This is a genomic window from Acidovorax sp. JMULE5 (genome assembly GCF_013376875.1).
In the GTDB taxonomy this organism is placed as follows: domain Bacteria; phylum Pseudomonadota; class Gammaproteobacteria; order Burkholderiales; family Burkholderiaceae_C; genus Acidovorax; species Acidovorax facilis.
Window position 1 is genome coordinate 5,357,955 of the sequence record NZ_CP035951.1, and the last position, 21,385, is coordinate 5,379,339.

General features: G+C 65.6%; 15 protein-coding genes. 7 read left to right on the forward strand and 8 right to left on the reverse strand.

Annotated features, from left to right (window positions below):
* Positions 1–26: 26 nt before the first annotated feature.
* A complete protein-coding gene (locus EXV95_RS24375; RefSeq protein ID WP_176888828.1) occupies positions 27–4,928 on the forward strand; it encodes a PAS domain S-box protein in 4,902 nt (1,633 codons plus the stop codon).
* A gap of 24 nt (positions 4,929–4,952) precedes the next feature.
* On the forward strand, positions 4,953–6,083 hold the full coding sequence (locus EXV95_RS24380) for a two-component system response regulator (protein WP_055400172.1): 1,131 nt from the start codon (positions 4,953–4,955) through the stop codon (positions 6,081–6,083).
* 105 nt (positions 6,084–6,188) lie between these two features.
* Here EXV95_RS24380 and EXV95_RS24385 read toward each other — a convergent pair whose 3' ends face one another.
* Positions 6,189–7,145 (reverse strand): inositol monophosphatase family protein, encoded by a 957-nt coding sequence (locus tag EXV95_RS24385; protein WP_176888829.1) that lies wholly within the window; start codon positions 7,143–7,145, stop codon positions 6,189–6,191.
* A 175-nt stretch (positions 7,146–7,320) separates the two neighbouring features.
* On the opposite strand from EXV95_RS24385, the gene EXV95_RS24390 reads away from it, so the two are divergent.
* Together EXV95_RS24390 and cysE are read left to right on the forward strand one after the other, a co-directional pair.
* On the forward strand, positions 7,321–8,124 hold the full coding sequence (locus EXV95_RS24390) for an RNA methyltransferase (protein WP_176888830.1): 804 nt from the start codon (positions 7,321–7,323) through the stop codon (positions 8,122–8,124).
* Positions 8,125–8,159: 35 nt separating this feature from the next.
* Positions 8,160–8,939, forward strand: coding sequence for a serine O-acetyltransferase (gene cysE / locus EXV95_RS24395; protein ID WP_176888831.1), 780 nt, complete (start codon positions 8,160–8,162; stop codon positions 8,937–8,939).
* 106 nt (positions 8,940–9,045) lie between these two features.
* Here cysE and mog read toward each other — a convergent pair whose 3' ends face one another.
* On the reverse strand, positions 9,046–9,654 hold the full coding sequence (mog, locus tag EXV95_RS24400; protein ID WP_176888832.1) for a molybdopterin adenylyltransferase: 609 nt from the start codon (positions 9,652–9,654) through the stop codon (positions 9,046–9,048).
* Positions 9,647–10,318 carry a ribosome biogenesis factor YjgA gene (gene yjgA, locus EXV95_RS24405; protein ID WP_176888833.1) on the reverse strand — a complete coding sequence of 224 codons (672 nt, stop codon included), beginning with the start codon at positions 10,316–10,318 and terminating at the stop codon, positions 9,647–9,649. Before yjgA ends, mog begins: the two co-directional genes overlap by 8 nt.
* 64 nt (positions 10,319–10,382) lie before the next feature.
* Here yjgA and pmbA point away from each other — a divergent pair, with 64 nt between their 5' ends.
* A complete protein-coding gene (gene pmbA, locus EXV95_RS24410; protein ID WP_176888834.1) occupies positions 10,383–11,825 on the forward strand; it encodes a metalloprotease PmbA in 1,443 nt (480 codons plus the stop codon).
* Between the two features lie 160 nt (positions 11,826–11,985).
* Here the strand turns inward: pmbA and EXV95_RS24415 are convergent, their stop codons facing one another.
* Positions 11,986–12,882, reverse strand: a complete 897-nt coding sequence (locus tag EXV95_RS24415) for a LysR family transcriptional regulator (protein WP_176888835.1) — start codon at positions 12,880–12,882, stop codon at positions 11,986–11,988.
* A 359-nt stretch (positions 12,883–13,241) separates the two neighbouring features.
* Entirely contained in the window at positions 13,242–14,342 is a 1,101-nt protein-coding gene (locus EXV95_RS24420) for a tartrate dehydrogenase (RefSeq protein WP_176888836.1), read from the reverse strand.
* A 128-nt stretch (positions 14,343–14,470) separates the two neighbouring features.
* On the opposite strand from EXV95_RS24420, the gene EXV95_RS24425 reads away from it, so the two are divergent.
* A complete protein-coding gene (locus EXV95_RS24425) occupies positions 14,471–15,409 on the forward strand; it encodes a LysR substrate-binding domain-containing protein (RefSeq protein ID WP_176888837.1) in 939 nt (312 codons plus the stop codon).
* An 82-nt stretch (positions 15,410–15,491) separates the two neighbouring features.
* Here EXV95_RS24425 and EXV95_RS24430 read toward each other — a convergent pair whose 3' ends face one another.
* Together EXV95_RS24430 and rpsU are read right to left on the reverse strand one after the other, a co-directional pair.
* Entirely contained in the window at positions 15,492–15,938 is a 447-nt protein-coding gene (locus EXV95_RS24430) for a GatB/YqeY domain-containing protein (RefSeq protein WP_176888838.1), read from the reverse strand.
* Between the two features lie 214 nt (positions 15,939–16,152).
* A complete protein-coding gene (gene rpsU, locus EXV95_RS24435; protein ID WP_005799779.1) occupies positions 16,153–16,365 on the reverse strand; it encodes a 30S ribosomal protein S21 in 213 nt (70 codons plus the stop codon).
* A 415-nt stretch (positions 16,366–16,780) separates the two neighbouring features.
* On the opposite strand from rpsU, the gene EXV95_RS24440 reads away from it, so the two are divergent.
* Positions 16,781–20,017 carry an EAL domain-containing protein gene (locus EXV95_RS24440; protein ID WP_176888839.1) on the forward strand — a complete coding sequence of 1,079 codons (3,237 nt, stop codon included), beginning with the start codon at positions 16,781–16,783 and terminating at the stop codon, positions 20,015–20,017.
* Between the two features lie 28 nt (positions 20,018–20,045).
* On the opposite strand, the gene EXV95_RS24445 is transcribed toward EXV95_RS24440, so the two are convergent.
* Positions 20,046–21,383, reverse strand: a complete 1,338-nt coding sequence (locus tag EXV95_RS24445) for an NAD(P)/FAD-dependent oxidoreductase (RefSeq protein ID WP_176888840.1) — start codon at positions 21,381–21,383, stop codon at positions 20,046–20,048.
* Positions 21,384–21,385: the final 2 nt, after the last annotated feature.

Below are 21,385 nucleotides of genomic sequence, written 5' to 3' on the forward strand. Positions count from 1 at the left end.
GGCCAGGGCTTGGACGGAGGTTCCGCGTGACGCGGGTGGGTGAGGGCGTGGGCGGGTTTCTGGACAAGGTGCTGGACCGCAATGCCCCGGGCGTGCGCGGTCTGGTGCTGGTGGTGGCCGCGGCACTGGTGGGGGCCTGGCTGGTGGTGCTGGGGGCCATGCACTGGCAAGGTGCCCAACGTGCTGATGAGCGTGCCAAGCTGCTGCAGCAGACCGTGGACACGCTGCAGGCCCGGATTACGGGTGGCGGCATGCTGGGCGCGGTGTCGTTGCTGGGCCTGAGCGAGCCGCTGCTCAAGGCGATGGCCCTGGGGCAGCTGGCACCGGACGACCCTGAAGCCCTGGCGCGGCTGGGGGTGGCCCGGGGGCGGTTTCTGGTCAACGGCGTGTATGTCATGGCGGCCGATGGCACGGTGGTGGCGCACGAGACGCCGGGGGGCCGATCCACCGGCATCAACTTGGCGTTTCGTCCGTATTTTCAGCAGGCCATCAAGGGCGCCATCAGCGTGTATGCCGCCATTGGCAGCAACTCGCAGGAGCGTGGCCTCTATTACGCCGCGCCGCTGTATGAAAACGACACGCCTTCCAGCTCCATCATCGGTGTGGTGATGTTCAAGGTGGGGTTCGAGTTGTTTGACGAGGTGCTCAAGAGCACCCAGTTGCCCACCGTGCTGTTGTCTCCGCAAGGCGTGGTGTTCGCATCGACGCGGCCCGAGTGGCTGTTTGCCGTGGCGCCGCCGCTCACGCAGGCGCGCATTGATTCCATCCGCGCTTCGCGCCAGTTTGGCAACCACTTCGACAAGGGCCTGGCTTCTTCACTGCCCTTTGCGCCGGATGCGGGCGAGGTTGTCATCGACGGGGTGAACTACGCAGTGGAGCGCCGCCAGGTCGATTGGAGCGACCCCGGCGGCCAGTGGCAGCTGGCGATGCTGGATGACGTGAGCACCCTGATGACGGGGGCTGAGCGCCTGAAGGTGGGAGGGGCTGCCTTCGTGCTGCTGAGCCTGCTGGGGCTGCTGCTGCTGGAGCTGCTGCGCAGCCGGGCGCGGGTGAGCGCTGCGCTGGAGCGCTTCAGGGTATTGGGCGCTGCGCTGGGGAGCAGCCCGGTCTCGGTGGTCATCACCGATGGAGACGGGCGCATCGACTGGGTCAATCCGCAGTACGAGCGCAACTCCGGCTACACACTGCAAGAGGTGCGTGGCAAGAAGCCGTCGGTGGTGTCCAGTGGCCAGACCCCGGCGCAGACCTACCAGGAGATGTGGTCCACGCTGCTTTCGGGCCGCTCGTGGCAAGGGCAGTTTGTCAACCGTCGCAAGGACGGAAGCCTCTACCACGACGAGGCTACGCTCTCGCCCGTGTTTGACGAGCGTGGCAAGCGCATTGCCATCGTCGGCCTGCACGAAGACGCCTCGGGGCGTATCCAGGCACAGAAGGAGCTGGAGCGGCGTGAGCGTCTGCTCAACGAGCTGCTGGAGCAGCAAACCGCCATCTTTGACAACGCGCCCCCCATTGCGCTGGTGGGGGACGGGAAGTTCCGGCAGTTCAACCCGGCGTTTGTGGAGCTGATGGGCAGCACGGCGTCCGAGCTGCTGGGGCTGGACGTCGGGGTGTTGCTGGGTGGGGAAGACCGCGCAAAGCAGTTCTACGGCCAGGTCGGTCCCGTGCTGAACGCCGGGGGCGCCGTGCGGCAGGTGTCGACGCTGTTTCGCCTGGATGGCCACAGCTTTGAGGCACGCATGGCAGGACGCAGCGTGCAAATGGAGGGGTTCAAGAACGCATCCCTCTGGGTGATCGAGGACGTCAGCGAGCAGCGCCGGGCCGAGATCGCCATGCAGCAGGCCAAAGACCGGCTGGAGCTGGCGCAGGAGGCCGGCAAGATCGGTGTGTTCGACATTGACCTGCTCACCTCCCAGGTGCTGTGGAGCGAGAAGCTGCTGGCGTTGCTCGGCCTGGCGCCGGGCACGGAGGTGCGCTCCCAGCGTGACTGGCAGGCGGTTCTGCACCCCGATGATCGCGCCCGCGCGGTGGCCGCCTTTTCGAGTGCCCTGGCGGGCGGCGAGACCCACCTTCGCGATTCCTGGCGCATCGTGCGGCCGGACGGTGAGGTGCGATGGTTCCTGTCGGCGGCCCGCATATTTCGCGATGGCAACGGGCGGGCGGTGCGGGTGGTGGGCGTCAACGTGGATATCCACGAACAAAAGCTGCTGGAACAGCAGGTGGCCGAGCAGCTGGATTTCCAGCAGGCACTGATTGACGCCATCCCCGTGCCGCTGTTCTACAAGGGCGCGGACGGCCGGTACATCGGCTTTAACCGTGCCTACGAGCAGGCCTTTGGGGTGCAGCGCGAGGCACTGATCGGCAAGACCGTGCGGGACCTAGCGTTCCTGCCCGAGACCGAGCGCGAACGCTTCGATGCGGACGCGCAGGAGGCCTTACACGGGGTTCAGTCGGTGCACAAGGAGGTGGACCTGCCGTATGCCGATGGAAAGGTGCACCACACGCTGTTCTGGCTGCACGGCTTTTCGCGGCCCGACGGCTCGCCGGGCGGGGCCATTGGGACCTTTGTCGACATCACCGACCGTCAGCGCGCCGAGCAGGACCTGCGCCGCGCCAAGGAGCTGGCCGAGGAGTCCACCGCACTCAAGTCCAACTTCCTGGCCAACATGAGCCACGAGATCCGCACGCCGATGAACGCGATCATCGGCATGTCGCACCTAGCGCTCAAGTCGGGCCTGACAGCACGCCAGCACGACTACGTGAGCAAGATCCAGCAGGCCGGCCAGCACCTGCTGGGCGTGATCAACGACATCCTGGATTTTTCCAAGATCGAGGCAGGCAAGCTCATGGTGGAGAAGCAGCCCTTTGTGCTCGACCGCATGCTGGAGAGTGTGTCCGACGTGGTGGGCTACAAGGCCGGTGCCAAGGGGCTGGAGCTGGTTTGCGATGTGGCGGCCGACGTGCCCCCCAATCTGGTGGGTGACTCGCTGCGCCTGGGCCAGATCCTCATCAACTTTGCCAACAACGCCATCAAGTTCACTGAAACGGGCGAGATCAGCATTGCCGTGCGGCTGCTGGAGGCAGAGGGCAACCGGGTGATGCTGCGGTTTGAAGTGCGTGACACCGGTATCGGACTTACGCCGGAACAGATGGGACGGCTGTTCCAGAGCTTCCAGCAGGCGGACACCTCCACCACGCGCCGCTATGGCGGCACGGGCCTGGGCCTGGCTATCTGCAAGAGCCTGGCGGAGCTGATGGGCGGCGAGGTGGGAGTGCAGAGCACCTTTGGCCAGGGCTCCACGTTCTGGGTCACTGTGCCGCTCGAACGCGGTGCGCCCGCGCGCGTGCTGCTGCCGCCCCCGGACCTCCGGGGCCGCCGTGTGCTGGTGGTGGACGACAACCAGACAGCGGCCACCGTGTTGTCCGACATGCTGCTGGCCATGGGTTTTGAGGTGGAGCAAGCCCACTCCGGCCTCGAGGCGCTCGACCGGCTGCGCGAGTCCATGGCACGGCACCAGCCGTTTGGCCTGCTACTGCTGGACTGGCACATGCCGGGCATGGACGGCGTGGAGCTGGCGGGCCACATCCGGGGCCTGGGCATGGCGCAGGTGCCCAAGATGCTCATGGTCACGGCCTACGGCCGCGAGGACGTGATGCGTGCCGCCCGCGTTCAGGGCATCGACACGGTGCTGATCAAACCCGTCAACGCCTCGCTGCTGTTTGACACGCTGATGCAGCCGCTGGAACACTCCACCTACAGCCCGCGCCGCGCCGTCACCCCCGCGCCCGCTGCCGACGAGCTGCCGCTGGAGATCCGGGGAGCGTCGGTGCTGCTGGTGGAGGACAACGAGCTCAACCAGATGGTGGCGGTCGAACTCTTGCTCGAAGCCGGTTTTGCCGTGGATGTTGCCGAGAACGGCCAGATCGCCCTCGACCGCATCGAGCGCAAGGCCTATGACGTGGTGCTGATGGACATGCAGATGCCTGTCATGGACGGTGAAACGGCCACGCGGCAATTGCGCAGCAATCCGCGCCATGCCCACCTGCCCATCGTGGCCATGACGGCCAACGCGATGGAGTCTGATCGCCAGCGCTGTTTTGCGGCCGGCATGAACGACCATGTGGCCAAACCCATCGAGCCTGCGGCGTTGTGGGCCGCCCTGAGCCGCTGGATTCGACCCCGGCCGGGGCTGGGCAAACCGCCTGTGGAGGGGGGGCCCCGCGCAGCAGGCGCTGGTGCCAGTTCGGATTGGGGAGCTGATGGGATGGCGCCGGAGGGGGCTGACGCTGCGGTGGCAGCGGCTTTTCCCGCAGTTGCCGGGCTGGACACCCGCCTGGGTCTGCAGCGCGCCTTGGGCAAGCCGGGCTTGTACGCCGAGATGCTGCGGCGATTTGTGCAAGGCCAGTCGTCGGTGATTGCGCATCTGGAGCAGGCCGTCGCCAGCGCAGATGTGGTGCTGGCCGAGCGGCTGGCCCACACCCTGCGCTCGGTCGCGGCCAACATTGGCGCGCAGGAGGTGTCGGCCCATGCACAAGCGCTGGAGCAGGCCTTGCGCAGTGGGGCGGGTGCCGAAATGTCCGCGGGACTGACGGCCACCCTGGGCGCTGCGTTGCAGCCCCTGCTGACGGGATTGCAGGCGTGGATGCAGGGGCAGCAAACGGGGCGGCCGGAAGGCCTGGAAGCCCCTGCTGGGACCGCGCTGCAGGGAGTGGGCGCCACGGCGGTCCTGCAAAAGCTGCGCATGCTGCTGGAGCAGGACGACCCTGCAGCCCCCGAGTTTTTCCAACACAATGTTCAGGTGCTCCAATCCGCGCTGGGGAGCAGCTTCACGGTGGTCGAGATGCACACCCAGAATTTTGATTTTGAGCAAGCACTGTCGGCAATGGCCGCCGTGTCAGGCCCCGAACACCCTGCCGTTCACACCCCTTGAGCGGCACAACACCCAGGAACTTCCATGGACAACGCGCCCTTTGCCTCCCCACAGGCCGCTCTTGTTGACAAGCCGATCGCCACGGTGCTGGTGGTGGACGACACGCCGGACAATCTCACCCTCATGGGCAGCCTGCTGCGCGAGCATTTCCTGGTGAAGGTGGCCAACCATGGCGAGAAGGCCCTGAAGATCGCGCAGTCCGACACCCCTCCCGACCTGATCCTGCTCGACATCATGATGCCCGAGATGGATGGTTATGAGGTGTGTCGGCGCCTGAAGGCTGCGGCGGCCACGCGCGACATCCCGGTGATCTTTCTCACGGCGCGTTCCGACACCGACGACGAGCGCGCGGGCCTGGCCCTGGGGGCCGTGGACTACATCACCAAGCCCATCAGTCCGCCCATCCTGCTGGCGCGGGTCAACACCCATCTGGCGCTCAAGGCCACGGCGGATTTCCTGCGCGACAAAAGCTCCTACCTGGAGCGCGAAGTAGCCATGCGCACGCTGGAGGTGCAGGCCATCCAGGACGTGACCATCATGGCCATGACATCGCTGGCAGAGACGCGCGACAACGAAACCGGCAACCACATTCGCCGCACCCAGCTGTATGTGAAGACGCTGGCCGAGCGGCTGCGCCACCACCCGCGTTTCGAGCCGGTGCTCAACGACCGCATGATCGAGCTGCTCTACAAGTCCGCTCCGTTGCACGACATCGGCAAGATCGGCATCCCCGACAGCATCTTGCTGAAACCCGGCAAGCTAACGGTGGAAGAGTTCGAGATCATGAAAACCCACACCACCCTGGGCCGCAACGCCATTGACGAAGCCGAGCGGCGCCTGGGCATGCGCGTGGCGTTCTTGAGCGTGTCCAAGGAGATCGCCTACAGCCACCAGGAGAAGTGGGATGGCTCAGGCTACCCGCAGGGCCTGGCGGGCGATGCCATCCCGGTGTCGGCGCGCCTCATGGCCGTGGCCGATGTGTACGACGCACTCATCAGCAAGCGCGTCTACAAGCCCGCGTTTTCACACGACCAGGCCTGCAACACCATCATTCGCGGCAAGGGCACGCACTTTGACCCCGATATGGTGGATGCGTTTGTGGACATTGCGGAAGACTTCCGCAGCATTGCCCAGAAATACCCCGACCCTGGATAAAGGACAACCCCCTGAGTTGCTTCGCGCCTCGGCACCACCGCCAGAGGCGGTGGCTCTTCGTTGGTCATCGTGCGCTGCCTTCACTGCTGGCCGCGGTAGTTGAGATCAGAACGGCGCGTCTTCGCTCTTGGGAGCGTCGGCCTGTGGGGCGGCACCCGTGGTGTCGGACTCCACATCGGCTGCAGCCTCGGCTTCAGCGCTGACGGGTGCGTCTGCCGCAGCCGCCTGGCGCACAGCCGCCTTGTCGCCAGCGCTCGCAAACTTGCTGTACTTGCCCAGAATAGGCACCAGCTGGCCGTAGATGCGGGGGCTGCCGGCCAGGCACTCGCGCTGCTCCAGAAAGTCCGCTTCGCCCGTGAAGTTGCCCACCAGGCCACCAGCCTCGGTCACCAGCAGCGAGCCCGCAGCCACGTCCCAGATCGACAGGCCGGTTTCAAAGAAACCATCGGTGAAGCCCGCAGCCACATAGGCCAGGTCCAGCGCGGCGGCGCCGGGGCGGCGCAGGCCGGCGGTGCGCTGCATCACGTCGGCCATCATGTTCAGGTAGCTCTTGAAGTTGTCGCCCGGGCGGAAGGGGAAGCCGGTGGAGATCAGGCAGTCCTTGAGCTGGGTGCGCTTGGAAACGCGGATGCGGCGCTCGTTCAGGTAGGCGCCACGGCCCTTGGTGGCGGTGAACAGGTCGTTGCGCGAGGGGTCATAGATGACGGCCTGCTCGACCTTGCCGCGCACAGCCAGCGCGATGCTGATGCAGTACACGGGAAAGCCGTGGATGAAGTTGGTGGTGCCGTCCAGCGGGTCGATGATCCAGACAAATTCCGAATCCTTGGCGCCGTATTCGCTGCCCGACTCTTCGGCCAGGATGCCGTGGCCGGGGTAGGCCGTCAGCAGCGTCTCGATGATGATTTTTTCGGACGCGTGGTCCACTTCGGTCACAAAGTCGTTGATCTGCTTTTGCGAGATCCGCACCGATTCCACGTCAAGGGCCGCGCGGTTGATGATGGCGCCGGCGGCGCGTGCGGCCTTGATGGCCACGTTAAGCATGGGGTGCAGGTTGGACGACATAAATTGTGGTGGTGAGCAGGGCGCCGTGCGTCAACAATGAAGCGAGGCAGCCTGCGAATCAGGAGCGGTGCGATCCGACCCGGCGATGCGGGCGGCGACAATGAGGGCAGGATTTTACCCGCAGAGCCTCTTTTTCGCCTAACCGCTTGCCTTTTCCCTTGTCCTGCACCTCCCCATGAAGACCCGTTTTGTCCTGATCAACACCAGCCACGCCGGCAATGTGGGCGCTGCCGCCCGCGCCATGAAAACCATGGGTTTTGATGACCTGGTGCTGGTGGCCCCGCGCTGGGCCAACGTGCTGCGGCGCGAGGAAACCATCCAGCGCGCCAGTGGCGCGCTCGACGTGCTGGAGAACGCCCGCATCGTGGCAACGCTCGATGAGGCGCTGGACGGCATGAGCCACCTGTGCGCCACGGCGATGACCCCGCGCGACTTCGGGCCGCCCACGGCTGCGCCGCGTGCCCATTTCGAGTTGCTATTAAAACAAGAGCTGTTGGCGCTTGATGGAAAAGCGCTAGAGGTCAAAAACACCTCAAATCCAGAAGATCCATCGGCTGCGGAAGCCGGCCAGGCCGGTGTCGCCTTCCTGTTTGGCTCCGAGCGTTTTGGCATGACCAACGAGGATGTGTACCGCTGCCATGTAGCACTGTCGATTCCCACCAACCCCGGCTTTGGCTCGCTCAACCTGGGCGCCGCCATCCAGGTGATTGCCTACGAATGGCGCATGGCGCTGGGCGGGTTCCCGGTGCTGGATGCCACACCACAGCGCGCCCTGGCCGACGCCGCGCAGGTGGCGGGCATGCTGGGCCATTGGGAGCAGGCGCTCACCTCCATCGGCTTTCTGGACCCGGCCGCGCCCAAGAAGCTCATGCCCCGCCTTAACCAGCTTTTCAATCGCGCGCAGCTGAGCCCTGAAGAAATCCACATCTTGAGAGGTGTCGCCAAAGCCATGATCGAGGCCGCTGAGGCGAAACGCTAGACTGTGCGGCCATAAACACATAACGAAAAGAACCGATGTTCGCCCGCCTGCGCTCCGATATCCAGTGCATCCTCGACCGCGATCCTGCCGCGCGCAGCACGTGGGAGGTGATCACCTGTTATCCGGGCCTGCACGCGATCTGGCTGCATCGCCCCGCGCACTGGTGCTGGCACCACGGCCTGAAATGGCTCGGTCGCTTTATTTCGCACTTTGCGCGCTGGTTCACGGGCATCGAAATTCACCCCGGCGCGAAGATTGGCGAGCGCGTGTTCTTCGACCATGCGATGGGCGTGGTGGTGGGCGAGACCGCCGAGATCGGCGACGGCTGCACCATCTACCAGGGCGTCACGCTGGGCGGTACCTCGCTGTACAAAGGTGCCAAGCGCCATCCCACGTTGGGCAAGGACGTGGTGGTGAGTGCGGGCGCCAAGGTGCTCGGCGGCTTTGAAGTGGGTGACGGCGCGAAGATCGGCAGCAATGCCGTGGTCATCAAGCCGGTGCCTGCGGGCGCCACGGCGGTGGGCATTCCGGCCCGCATCATCCCGTCCAAAGAGGGCCAAAGTGCGGACGTGACCGAGCCGCAGCAGGCGCGCAAGTTCACGGCCTACGGCATCACGCAGGAGGACGATCCGCTCTCGCAGGCCATGCGCGGGTTGATCGACAACGCCTCGTCGCAGGAGCACCAGATTGCGCTGCTGTGGCAGGCCATTGAGAAGCTGTCTGCCAACCCGCAGAACAAGGATTGCGTGCCATGTGACGCGGCGCTCAAGGAGCAGTTTGAGGCAGGCAAGCTCAACGAACTGGTGGGCAAATAGCGGCTCACCCGCTCTGTATTCAAGAATCAGTCTGCTATAAAAAATATAGCTGCTAGCGCTTATAAAACAAGCGCTAGCAGCTATTTTCGCTTTGAACCTCTAAGAATCAGGCCGAGCGAGGCGCTCGCACTGCATTCTTGGGCCGAAACGCCTTGCAGACCTCGTCACGCGCCTCGATGTACGGCCCGCCGATCAGGTCCACACAATACGGCACGGCCGCAAAGATGCCCGGCACGACCTGCTTGCCATCCGCATCCTTCAAGCCCTCCAGCGTCTCGGCAATCGCCTTGGGCTGGCCGGGCAGGTTGATGATCAAGCTTTGATCCCGCACCACGGCCACCTGGCGCGAGAGGATGGCGGTGGGCACGAACTTCAGGCTGATCTGGCGCATCTGCTCGCCAAAGCCCGGCATCTCCTTGTGCGCCACGGCCAACGTGGCCTCGGGCGTCACGTCGCGCAAGGCAGGGCCCGTGCCGCCGGTGGTCAGCACCAGGCAACAGCCTGCGTTGACCAATTCGATCAGCGCCGCGCTGATGCCTTCCTGCTCGTCGGGGATCAGGCGCGATTCGAAGGTGATGGGGTTGTGCAGTGCGCGCGTGAGCCAGTCCTGCAGCGCGGGCAGGCCCTTGTCTTCATAGACACCGCTGCTGGCGCGGTCGCTGATGGAGACGATGCCGATCTTCACCGGGTCGTGCAGGGCGGAAGGCTCACTCATCGCCGTGGTCCTCATCGATATCGCTGGCGTCGTCTGCACCCGTGCCGCCCAGGTGCTCGCGCACCAGCTGGAACAGCTCGCGGTAGGCGCGGCCCTTGCGCGGGGCCAGGCCTTGCGAGACCTGGGCATTGGCCTCCTTGCCCGCAGGCTGTGCGTCCTTGCGGGCTTGGCGGATTAGCGCGCGCAACTGCTGCGTGTCGGTGGTGGGGTGCTCGGCCATCCAGGGGGCCAGCGCGTCATCGTCGGCAATCAGGCGGTCGCGCCAGTGTTCGGCCAGGTGCAACTGCATCTTTTCGGTGGCCGAGCCCTTGTGCTGCTCTTCCAGCGCCTGGCGGGCGGCCTGCACCAGCTCGGGTTCGAGCTTGCGCATGATCTTGCCCACGTACTGCATTTGGCGGCGCTTGCCTTCAAAGTTGGTGATGCGCTTGGCCTCGGCCAGCGCGTCCACCAGCTTGTCGGGCAGACCTACCGCCTCGAACAGGTCGGCGCGCAAGCTCAAAAGCTCTTTGCCCAGCTCCTGCAGTTCGTCGCTTTCGCGCTTGAGATCGGTGCGGCTGGCATCGGGCGTGCCTTTGAGTTCGGCCTTGAGCTGAATGTCCATTTCGCTGCCTTCGGCAACGAACTGGCCTCGCACAAAGTAGCCTTTTTTGGGTTTGCGTGACATGGGTGGGGGCAAAAAGAGAAGCGGCGCAGAGCGCGCCACAGCGGCAAGTATCATAGCTGCCGCTATGAATAAACCCTCCACCCGCGCCGCGCGCGCCCAAAGCGCGGCTGCCGCTGCGCCCGCGCCTGCCACCTCCCGCACCCCTGACAACGGCTTCAGCTACAGCCGCGCGTTCTTTGAAGACCTGGTGGACCGCGCCCTGTCCCATGCCAAAAAGCTCGGCGCCACCGACGCAGGTGCCGAGGCGTCCGAGGGCTGCGGCCTGTCGGTCAGCGTGCGCAAGGGCGAGCTGGAGAACGTGGAGCGCAACCGCGATAAATCCCTGGGCGTGACGGTGTACCTTGGCAAACGCCGTGGCAACGCCAGCACGTCCGATTTCTCGAACAAGGCCATCGAGCAGACCGTGCAGGCAGCCTACGACATCGCCCGTTTCACGGCCGAAGATCCCATGGCAGGCTTGCCGGACGCCGATGACATCGCCCCGGCCGACACGCACCGTGACCTGGACCTGTTCCACCCCTGGGCCATCACCAGCGAAGCGGCCGCTGAAATCGCCAAGGCCTGCGAGGCCGCCGCGCTCAAGACGCACCGCCGCATCACCAACAGCGAAGGCGCGGGCGTTTCAGCCCAGCAAAGCCATTTCTTCAGCGCCCACACACGCGGCTTTCGCGGCGGCTATGCCAGTTCGCGCCACAGCTTCTCCGTCGCACCCATCGCCTCGCTGCCCGGCCGCAACGCCGAGATGCAGCGCGATGCCTGGTACAGCTCCATGCGCGACGCCACCGAACTGGCATCGCCCGAGGCCGTGGGCCGCTACGCCGCGCAGCGCGCGTTGAGCCGCCTGGGCTCGCGCAAGATCCCCACCACGCAATGCCCGGTACTGTTCGAATCCACCCTGGCCGCCGGCCTGCTGGGCGGCTTTGTGCAGGCCGTCAGCGGCGGCTCGCTGTACCGCAAGAGCAGCTTCTTGCTCGACTCGCTGGGCAAGATGGTCTTTCCCAAACACATCGACATTTTGGAAGACCCCTTCATCTTGCGCGGCAAGGGCAGCTCGCCCTTTGACGAAGAAGGCGTGCGCGTGGCGCCGCGCAAGGTGGTCAAAGGAGGGCGCGTCGAGGGCTACTTCCTGTCCAGCTACTCGGCCCGCAAACTGGGCATGAAGACCACGGGCAATGCGGGCGGCTCGCACAACCTGGTGATGACCTCGCGCCTCACGCAAGCGGGCGACAACCTGGACGCCATGCTGCAAAAGCTGGGCACGGGCCTCTTTGTGGTGGAGCTGATGGGCCAGGGCGTGAACTACGTGACCGGCGACTATTCGCGCGGTGCGAGCGGCTTCTGGGTGGAGAACGGCAAGATCGCCTACCCGGTGCACGAGATCACCATCGCGGGCAACCTCAAAGACATGCTCAAGGGCATCGAGGCTGTGGGGGCGGATGCCTACAACTACGGGGCCAAGACCGTGGGTTCGATCCTGGTCAATCGCATGAAGGTGGCGGGGAGCTGACGCCCACGGATACGGTATGCCGTGGGGGCAGCCTGCCGGTGTGCATCGTGGGACTTTAGTCCTCTGTCTCTCACAAAGGCCCTCGCCATGGTGAGGGCCTTTGTAACTTCAGGTTCTCTGGGCTTGCCGCTAGCGTGATGGCGGGCGGTAAGCCCAGCCATCACTCCGCGAAGTCTGCAAATTCGGCCAGTACTTGCAGCACGCCCTCCACGGCCGGTGAGGGCGGTGGCTGGTGGCGGTGCGCCACGGCCATGGGGCGCATGAGTGGGGGCTGCAGGGGGCGGATCTGCACGTCGGTTGCCCCCTTCAGGTCCTCCACCTCCTCCATCGGCAGCAGCGCGGCGCACTGGCTGGCCACCGCCAGGCTTTTGAGCGCGCCGGGGTAGCTCAGGGCCAGAAAGGGGCGGGGGTGGTGGCCCGCCTGGCCAAACCAGTTCGCAATCAGCCCGTGCATTTGTGTGGCGGGGGCGAACGAGGCCCAGCGGCGGCTGGCCAGCCAGTCGGGACCGATGCGGTCTGGCGCGTCCCACGCGGCAGGAAGCAGGGCCACCATGGGGTCGTTGCGCCAGGGCGTTTGCTTCACCTCGGCCAGCGGCGGCTGGGGGCTGGCAACGATGGCAATGTCCAGCGTGCCTGCCTTGAGCCGCTGCATCGAATCGGCCGAGCCCACGGCCTCCAGCCGGATCTCCACACCGGGGCAGCGCGCTGCCAGCGCCTCCAGCATGCGGGGCAGCAGGCGCGTGCTTACGCCCGCCGACACCCCCACGCGCACGATGCCCTCGCGCCCCGAGGCGCGGCGGCGCACGCGCTCCACCAGGTCGTCGCTGGCCAGCAGCAGTTGGCGGCCCTCGCGCACCAGCACCTCGCCCGCAGGCGTGAGGTCTGCCTGGCGGCGGCCACGCACCACCAGCGCGGCATCCAGGCGCGACTCCAATTCCTTGATGTGCATGCTGACCGTGGGCGGCGCCAGGTGCAGCGCCTGCGCGGCGGCGGCAAAGGTGCCCAGGTCGGCGATGGCGATCAGGGTTTGCAACTGGTCGAGGTTGAGGTTACGCATCAGGTTTTGTGAAGTGAATCGTCATTGAATTCAACTTTACAGATGGTAAGCCCGGCGCGAGCATCGCTGCGCTATGAAACACTCCTACCGCCGCGTCACACATCCGTCTGTCCCTGCCCACCCTGCGGCGCGAAACGCAGGGCTCGCACTTGCTGGCGTGCTGCGGTGGTGTTGGGCGCGGGTACAGAGCGGTTCGGCGCGGGTCGCCGCTGCGGCAGAGCGCGCCGAACACCGCATCAGCGAACATTACAAGGTCCCGCCAGGTGGTGGCTGATAGCCAATTCTTAGTGAAATTGGCTGCTAGCGCTTTATTAGAGAGCGCTAGCAGCTATTGAATCAGGAGCGCTGCGCAAGATCGATCAAACGGCTGCCACCCGCGCCGCAATGGCCTCGCCCACCTGCGTGGTGCTGGCCGTGCCGCCCAGGTCCGGCGTGCGCGGGCCGCTCTTGAGGGTTTCTTCGATGGCCGTGACGATGGCATCGTGCGCCTGGCGCCCTGCACCCTGACCTTGGGTCAGGAAGTCCAGCATCAGCGCGCCCGACCAGATCATGGCAATCGGGTTCGCAATGTTCTTGCCATAGATGTCGGGTGCCGAGCCGTGCACGGGTTCGAACAGGCTGGGGAAGTTGCGCTCGGGGTTCAGGTTGGCGGAGGGGGCCAGGCCAATGGTGCCGGTGGTGGCCGGGCCCAGGTCGCTCAAGATGTCGCCAAACAGGTTGGTGGCCGCAACCACGTCAAAGCGGCCGGGCTGCAGCACAAAGCGGGCGGTGAGGATGTCGATGTGTTGCTTGTCCAGCGTGACCTCGGGGTAGCCCTTGGCGACGTCGTCGGCGCGCTGGTCCCACCAGGGCATGCTGATGGCAATGCCGTTGCTTTTGGTGGCCAGGGTGACGTGCTTCTTAGGGCGGCTTTGGGCCAGCTCGAACGCGAACTTCAAGAGGCGGTTCGCACCGTGGCGCGAGTAGACAGACTCCTGGATCACGATCTCGCGGTCGGTGCCTTCGTACATGATGCCGCCGAGCGATGTGTATTCACCCTCGGTGTTTTCGCGCACCACGTAGTAGTCGATGTCGCCGGGCTTGCGGCCAGCCAGGGGGCAAGGCACGCCTTCAAACAGGCGCACGGGGCGCAGGTTGATGTACTGGTCGAACTCGCGGCGGAATTTGAGCAGCGATCCCCACAGCGACACATGGTCGGGCACGGTGGTGGGCCAGCCCACGGCGCCGAAGAAGATGGCGTCCATGCCCGACAGTTGCGCCTTCCAGTCGTCGGGCATCATTTTTCCGTGCTGGGCGTAGTAGTCGCAGCTGGCCCATTCGAATTCGTGCAACTGCAGTTCAAAGCCAAAGCGGGCTGCAGCGGCCTGGATGGCGCGCAGGCCTTCGGGCATGACTTCTTTGCCGATGCCGTCTCCGGGCAGGACGGCGATGCGGTAGGTCTTGGTGGTGGGGGCGTTCATGGTGCTGGGTAGGGTGGGGGCAGGGTAGAGGGAAGCCGCAGGTGGGTGCGGCCGGTGTGTGCACTGCATTATTTCGAGAGCCATCAAAAACTACAATCTGCCAACTGTGGCTCCATTTTTCACACATCGTGCATAAAAACCCCTCAGCCGACGATTTGCGCGTTTTTACGGCGGTGGTTCGCAAGTCCAGCTTTGGCGCGGCCGCTGCAGAGCTCGGCACGTCGCCCGCCTATGTGAGCAAGCGCATCCGCCTGCTGGAGCAGGACCTGCAGGTCATGCTGCTGCATCGCACCACCCGCCGGGTGGCGGTGACGGAGGAAGGCGAGCGCGTTTTCCACTGGGCGCTGCGCATCCTGGACGACATGGAGCAACTCATGCAGGAGGTGGCCATCACGCGCAGCGAGCCGCGCGGGCTGCTGCGCGTGAGCAGCAGCTTCGGCTTTGGGCGGCAGATCGTGGCGCCTGCCCTGTCGCGTCTGGTGGAGCAGCACCCGGGGCTGCAGGTGCGGCTGGAGGTATTTGACCGGCTGGTGGATGTGGCGGGCGAGGGGTTTGACCTGGATGTGCGCGTGGGCGATGAAATTGCCCCACACCTGATCGCGCGCCGCCTTGCCGACAACCACCGCGTGCTGTGCGCAGCGCCCGCCTACCTGCAGCGCAAGGGCGCTCCGCGCACGGTGGCGGACTTGGCTGCGCATGACTGCCTGGTGATCAAGGAACGCGACCACCCGTTTGGCGTGTGGCGCCTGCGCTGCGGCGCGCAGGAAGAATCGGTCAAGGTGCGCGGCCCGCTGTCGGCCAACAACGGCGAGATGGCCGTGCAGTGGGCGGTGGACGGGCGTGGCGTGGTGCTGCGCTCGTTGTGGGATGTGGGCGCGCACCTGAAGACCGGGCGCCTGGTGCAGGTGCTGCCGCAGTGGCAGCAGGAGGCCAATGTGTGGGCCGTGTACCCCACGCGGCTGGAGCGGTCGGCCAAGGTGCGGGTGTGCGTGGAGTTTCTGCAGGAGCATTTCCGCGCCGGGTGGATGGCGCGGGATGCCGACGCGGGGGGAAGCACCCAGGTTTGAAGCAAAAATAGCTGCTACCGCCCGTCTGGCAAGCGGTAGCAGCTATCAAAAAGATACTGACTGGGTGGTGGTGAGGGGGCGGTCAGCCCGCCAGCGCCGCCTTCACCGCAGCCGACACCTGGCCCATGTCGGCCTTGCCCGCCAGGCGGGTCTTGACCACGCCCATCACCTTGCCCATGTCGCCAGGGCCTGATGCGCCGATTTCGGCCACGATGGCCTTCACGGCGGCCAGCGTTTCTTCGGCCGACATGCGCTCGGGCAGATAGGCCTGCAGCACAGCCATCTCGGCCTTTTCCTTGTCGGCCAGGTCCTGGCGGCCCGCGCCTTCAAAGGCGGTGATCGAGTCCTTGCGCTGCTTGATGAGCTTGTCCACGATGGCGACCACGGCCACATCGTCCAGCTCGATGCGCTCGTCCACTTCCTTTTGCTTCATCGCAGCCTGCAGCAGGCGGATGGTGCCCAGGCGCTCGCTGTCCTTGGCGCGCATGGCGGTCTTCATGTCTTCGGTGATCTGGTCCTTGAGGCTCATGGCGGCTTCCTTTTTTTGGGTTTCAAACAGGGACAAGGGTTTGCCAAAAGGCTTTCTGGCTAGGCGTCAACGCCGCAGACAGTAGTCTCGCTACGGCAAGGCGTTGCAACGACGCCAGAAAGCCTTTTGGCAAACCCGAAAAACAAAAACCCGCGCTTGGCGTCCCTAGCGCGGGTTTTGGGACCCAAGCAAAAGGCTCGGGGCCGAAGATGGATCAGTACATCTTCTTGGGCAGTTGCATGCTGCGAACGCGCTTGTAGTGGCGCTTCACGGCGGCTGCCTTCTTGCGCTTGCGCTCGGCGGTGGGCTTTTCGTAGAACTCACGGGCGCGCAGGTCGGTCAGCAGGCCGAGCTTTTCAATGGTGCGCTTGAAGCGGCGCAGTGCAACGTCAAAGGGTTCGTTTTCTTTTACGCGGATCGTAGTCATTAGCTAATGGTTTTCCAAATGGTGCCTGCAGAGGGGCTTGGGGAGATCGGGCCTCAAGTCCGTACAGAGCGGTTTCCCCGTCTGTAACTAGTATTTGGCCGACGGGGCATTGCCAGCAAAGCCGGAGATTATAGCCTTTGTGGCGCGGATGGGAAGTACCCCCTGTGCAGCTCCCTGCGTCCCGTCTCTCGCTGCGGGGCGCCGCCACTGGTGGCCTGGCTGGGCAAGGGCCATGTGGCACTGCTGCGGGCCGCGCCCGAATAAGGACTGAGGTCGTGCTCACCGGAAGCACTGCCTCCGTCCATCCTCAGGCCGCGCAATGGCGTGGAAATTGCTTCACGTTGTAACAATCACTTACCACCGTCGGTGGGTTGCCCAGGTCATCCGCCCGGGTGGGCCTGCCGCCACAGACACCATGGCATTCATGCACCGCGTTTCGGGCTGGCTGGGCCGCCTCAGTGTGGGGCGCAAGCTCATGCTCATCTATCTGCTGGACCTGTCGGCGGTGATCTATGTGTCCAGCATCCTGATCCACGAAAAGTACGTGGCCATCGATTTCACACGCAAGGAGATCGTGGGCACCACGTATGCGGCGGTGCTCCGCGACGGGCTCATGGGGCAGTTTCTGGATGCATCCCAGCAGCCGCCGCTGGCGGGCGATGTGATTGCACGGCTGACGGGCGTGCGCAAGGCGTATGACGAGCAGTTGCGCACGCAGGAAGTGGGCGAACGCTTCAGCATGGTGCTCGGGCAGCTGGCCGCCAGGCCGCCGTCTGCAACGGATGCGCAGGTGCTGACCGGGATGCGCAGCCAGCTGCTGCGCGAGGGCCGCGAGCTGCTGACCACGGTAGGCAACCAGTCCAACCTGATTCTGGACCCGGATCTCGACAGCTACTACGGCATGTCGCTGGTGGTGCTGCGGTTTCCAGAGCTGCTGCAGGCGGTGCACGACACGGTGGTGTTCTTGAACGCGGCGCAGACCGGGCGCGGTCCGCAGTGGTCCTTTGAGCTGCTCACGCTGGTGGGGCGGCTGGATGCTGTGATGCAGGGCATTGAGGCGGACTACAACCAGGCATTCATCGCAGGCTCGCCCGAAATGCGGGCGGCCTTGCAGGGGCCGCGCGAGGCGCTCCACCAATCCCTGGAGGGCTTCCAGGCGTTGCTGCAGGGCGTGGCGGCGGGGGAGTCGCGCCTGACCATGGCGCAGGTGGGCACGCAGCAGATGCAGGTGCTGGGTGCGCTGCGCGATGCCTGGACGGTGGGCATCGTGGACCTGGAGCGGCTGCTCAACCGCCGTGTGGATGGGCTCTTCGCTCGCATGTGGCTGCATTTGGGCACCGCGCTGGTGCTGCTGGGCTGCATCCTCTCCCTCGTGACGCTGGTGGCGCGGCAGATCGCCAAGCCGCTGCAGCAACTGGCGCGGGTGGCCGACGAGGTGCGCAAGAGCGGCGACCACACACTGCGCGCGCACTGGGTCAGCCGTGACGAGATCGGGCGTCTCGTCACGGCTTTCAATGAAATGCTGTCCCAGCTTGACCGCGACCGCGTGCTACAGCAGGAACTGGCCGCCAGCGCCCGCGCTGCCGAGGCCCAGCGCGAGCTGGTGGAGGCCTTCCCCATCCCCATGGTGGTCACCTCGGTGCCCGAGCACGAAGTGCTGCACTCCAACGCCCCGGCTGCCCACTGGCTGGGTGACCGCAAGACCGACCCGTGGGCCGTGGGGCTGGAGCCCGGCGTGCGGGCGCGCTTCTTCCAGCGCCTGGCGGACCAGGGCTCGGTCGATGAGTTCGAGGTGCGCTGGAAGGGCACCGCCGAGCCTTCCTGGGCCGTGTTGTCGGCGCGGCGCCTGCAGTTCCAGGGGCGCGATTCGGTGCTCACCGCGTTCACGCCCATCAATGTGCTCAAAGTGATGGAGCAGCGGCTGGAGCTGTGGGCCAAGGTGTTCGAGGCCTCGTCCGAGGGCATCATCATCATGAACGCCGATCAGCAGATCATCAGCGTGAACAAGGCGTTCTGCCGCAGCACGCACTACGACTTTTACGAGGTCATCGGCGAGGACCTGGGCTTTCTGCTGGAAGAGTCGGGTGCCGAGCCGCTGTCGGCGCAGATCCACCGCACCATGCTCGACAAGGAGTCGTGGCAGGGCGAGGTGCGGTTTCGCCGCCGCTCGGGCGAGACCTATCCGGCCTGGCTCATGGTGTCGGCCGTGCGCGAGACCAAGGGTGGTACGTTGGCCAACCACATCGGCATCGCCATCGACATCACCGACCGCAAGCGCAGCGAAGAGCGCATTCAGTTCCTGGCGCACCACGACGTGCTCACCGAGTTGCCCAACCGTTCGCTGTGCGTGCAGCGTCTGCAAATGGCGCTGGCGCAGGCGCCGATCACGGGCGAGAAGGTGGCCGTGCTATTCATCGACCTGGACCGCTTCAAGGCCATCAACGACACGCTGGGTCACCACATCGGCGACGGCCTGCTGCGCTCGGTAGCCGGGCGCCTCACGCAGGCCGTGCGCAGCCGCGACACGGTCAGCCGCCTGGGCGGCGACGAGTTCGTGGTGGTGATGCGCGACGTGGCCGGGCGCGAGGATGTGCAGCAGCTGGTGGAGCGGCGCCTGATTCCGCTCATCCGCCAGAGCCACCCGGTGGAAGGGCACGAGCTGAACGTGTCGTGCAGTGTGGGCATCGCCGTCTACCCCGAGGACGGCAGCGACATCGACGAGCTCATGCGCCGTGCCGACGCCGCCATGTACGAGGCCAAGACCACGGGCCGCGACATGGCGCTGTTCTATTCGGCCGAGACCGACCAGCGCGCGCTGGCCCGCCAGACGATGGAGCAGCAACTGCGCCGCGCGCTGGAGCGCCAGGAACTGAGCCTGCATTACCAGCCGCGTCTGGCCGCCAAGGGCGGCGGCCTGCTGGGCGTGGAGGCCCTGCTGCGGTGGAACAACGCCACCCTGGGCCACATCCCGCCCAGCGAATTCATCCCCATTGCCGAGGAGACCGGCATGATCCGCGCGATCGGCGGCTGGGTGCTGCAGCAGGCTTGCGAGCAATGGGTGCGATGGCAGGTGCCGCTGTCGGGCCCATCCGCGCGCGCGCTGGTCCATCCGCTGGCGCATGTCTCCATCTCGGTCAACCTCTCGGCCGCGCAGCTGGCTGACCCGCTGCTGGTCAGCGACATCGAGGCGCTGCTGGCGCGCACCGGCATGCCGGCCCACCGGCTGGAGCTGGAGATCACCGAGTCACAGCTCATGGACAACGCCCACGCGGCCGAGCAGCAACTGGCCGCGCTCAAATCGCTGGGCGTGCAGTTGTCCATCGACGACTTTGGCACCGGGTATTCCAGCTTGGCCTACCTCAAGCGCTTTGACATCGACCGGCTCAAGGTGGACAAGTCCTTCGTGCACGACATGCTGAGCAACCCCGCCGACATGGCGATCACGCGCGCCATCATCGCGCTGGGCCACACGCTGGGCCTCAAGATTGTGGCCGAGGGGGTGGAAGACCTGGCCACGGCGCAGGTGCTGAGTGCGCTGGACTGCGAAGAGCTGCAGGGCTACCACTTCAGCCGCCCGCTGCCTGCCGACCAGTTAGAGGCCTGGGCCCGACAGCATCGCGGATTGTTGACGCGAGAGGTCGCGGCAGCGTAGCGAGAGCGGGGGGAAGGCCCGCAGGGCCTCAGGGGGGTGTCACTGCCAACGCCTGCGCGCACGCCGCAGCGCTGGCCCAGGCCCACTGGAAGTTGTAGCCCCCCAGCCAGCCCGTCACGTCCACCACTTCGCCAATGAAGTACAGGCCGGGCTGCGTCTTGCACTCCATGGTCTGCTGCGACAGCGCCTTGGTGTCCACGCCGCCCAGCGTGACCTCGGCCTTCTTGTAGCCCTCGGTGCCCGTGGGCGTCAGCTCCCAGCGCGCCAGCTGCTCGGCCAACCGTGCCAGGGCCTTGTCGCTGGCCTCATTGATGGGGCGCTGCCAGTCGGCCTCGCGCTGCGCCCAGGCATCGGCCAGGCGGCTGGGGACCAGGGTGGCCAGTTCGTTGGCGATCAGCTTGCGGGAGCGGGCCTTGCCCTGCGCCAGCGCGGCGGGCAGATCCACCGTGGGCGCGAGGTTGATGGCCAGCGGCGTGCCTTCCTGCCAGTAGCTGGAGATCTGCAGCACGGCCGGGCCCGAAAGGCCCCGGTGGGTGAACAGCAGGTCTTCGTCGAAGGCCATACGGGCTTTCTTTTTGCCGCCGGGCCGCCCCAAGGCAAAAACGGCCCCCTCGGGGGGCAGCGATCCGCGCAGCGGTGGGGCGTGGGGGCCTTCATGGACACCGGTGCTGATTTGCACCGGAAGCGCCAAGCCGGCCAACTGTGCATACGGCGCCCAGCCCGTGCCATCAAAAGTCAGCGGCACCAGGCCTGGGCGGCGCTCGACAAGCGGGATGTTGAACTGCTGCGCCAGTCGGTAGCCAAAGTCGGTGGCGCCGATCTTGGGAATGGACAGCCCTCCCGTGGCAATGACCAGCGAGCGCGCTTGCACCGGGCCACGGTCAGTATCAATTTGATAGCTGGTAGCGCTTGATGGATAAGCGCCAGGGGCCAAAAACTTTATATTTTTGACCGCACAAGGTTGCCAGTGCGTCACCTGGCCCGCTGCGCACTCGGCCAGCAGCATGGCAATGATGTCCTCGGCCGAGCGGTCGGCAAACAGCTGTCCCTTGTGTTTTTCGTGGAAGGCAATGCCGTGCTTTTGCACCAGCGCAATGAAGTCGGCGGGCGTATAGCGTGACAGCGCCGAGCGGCAGAACTGCGGGTTCTGCCCCACAAAGTGTTTATGGGGCGCGGCGGGGTCCAGGTCGCGGTTGGTGAAGTTGCAGCGTCCGCCGCCCGATATGCGGATCTTTTCGGCCACCTTTTCGGCGTGGTCGATCAGCAGCACCTTCAGGCCCCGCTGGCCCGCCTGGCCCGCGCAGAACAGGCCGGCAGCACCGGCGCCGATGATGACGACGTCAAAAACAGGGGAAGTGTGGGACACAG

Coding starts and splice junctions, on each gene's coding strand:
- EXV95_RS24380 (WP_055400172.1), top strand. CDS start 4,953: ATGGACAACGCGCCCTTTGCCTCCCCACAGGCCGCTCTTGTTGACAAG.
- EXV95_RS24385 (WP_176888829.1), bottom strand. CDS start 7,145: ATGTCGTCCAACCTGCACCCCATGCTTAACGTGGCCATCAAGGCCGCA.
- EXV95_RS24390 (WP_176888830.1), top strand. CDS start 7,321: ATGAAGACCCGTTTTGTCCTGATCAACACCAGCCACGCCGGCAATGTG.
- cysE (WP_176888831.1), top strand. CDS start 8,160: ATGTTCGCCCGCCTGCGCTCCGATATCCAGTGCATCCTCGACCGCGAT.
- mog (WP_176888832.1), bottom strand. CDS start 9,654: ATGAGTGAGCCTTCCGCCCTGCACGACCCGGTGAAGATCGGCATCGTC.
- yjgA (WP_176888833.1), bottom strand. CDS start 10,318: ATGTCACGCAAACCCAAAAAAGGCTACTTTGTGCGAGGCCAGTTCGTT.
- pmbA (WP_176888834.1), top strand. CDS start 10,383: ATGAATAAACCCTCCACCCGCGCCGCGCGCGCCCAAAGCGCGGCTGCC.
- EXV95_RS24415 (WP_176888835.1), bottom strand. CDS start 12,882: ATGCGTAACCTCAACCTCGACCAGTTGCAAACCCTGATCGCCATCGCC.
- EXV95_RS24420 (WP_176888836.1), bottom strand. CDS start 14,342: ATGAACGCCCCCACCACCAAGACCTACCGCATCGCCGTCCTGCCCGGA.
- EXV95_RS24430 (WP_176888838.1), bottom strand. CDS start 15,938: ATGAGCCTCAAGGACCAGATCACCGAAGACATGAAGACCGCCATGCGC.
- rpsU (WP_005799779.1), bottom strand. CDS start 16,365: ATGACTACGATCCGCGTAAAAGAAAACGAACCCTTTGACGTTGCACTG.
- EXV95_RS24440 (WP_176888839.1), top strand. CDS start 16,781: ATGGCATTCATGCACCGCGTTTCGGGCTGGCTGGGCCGCCTCAGTGTG.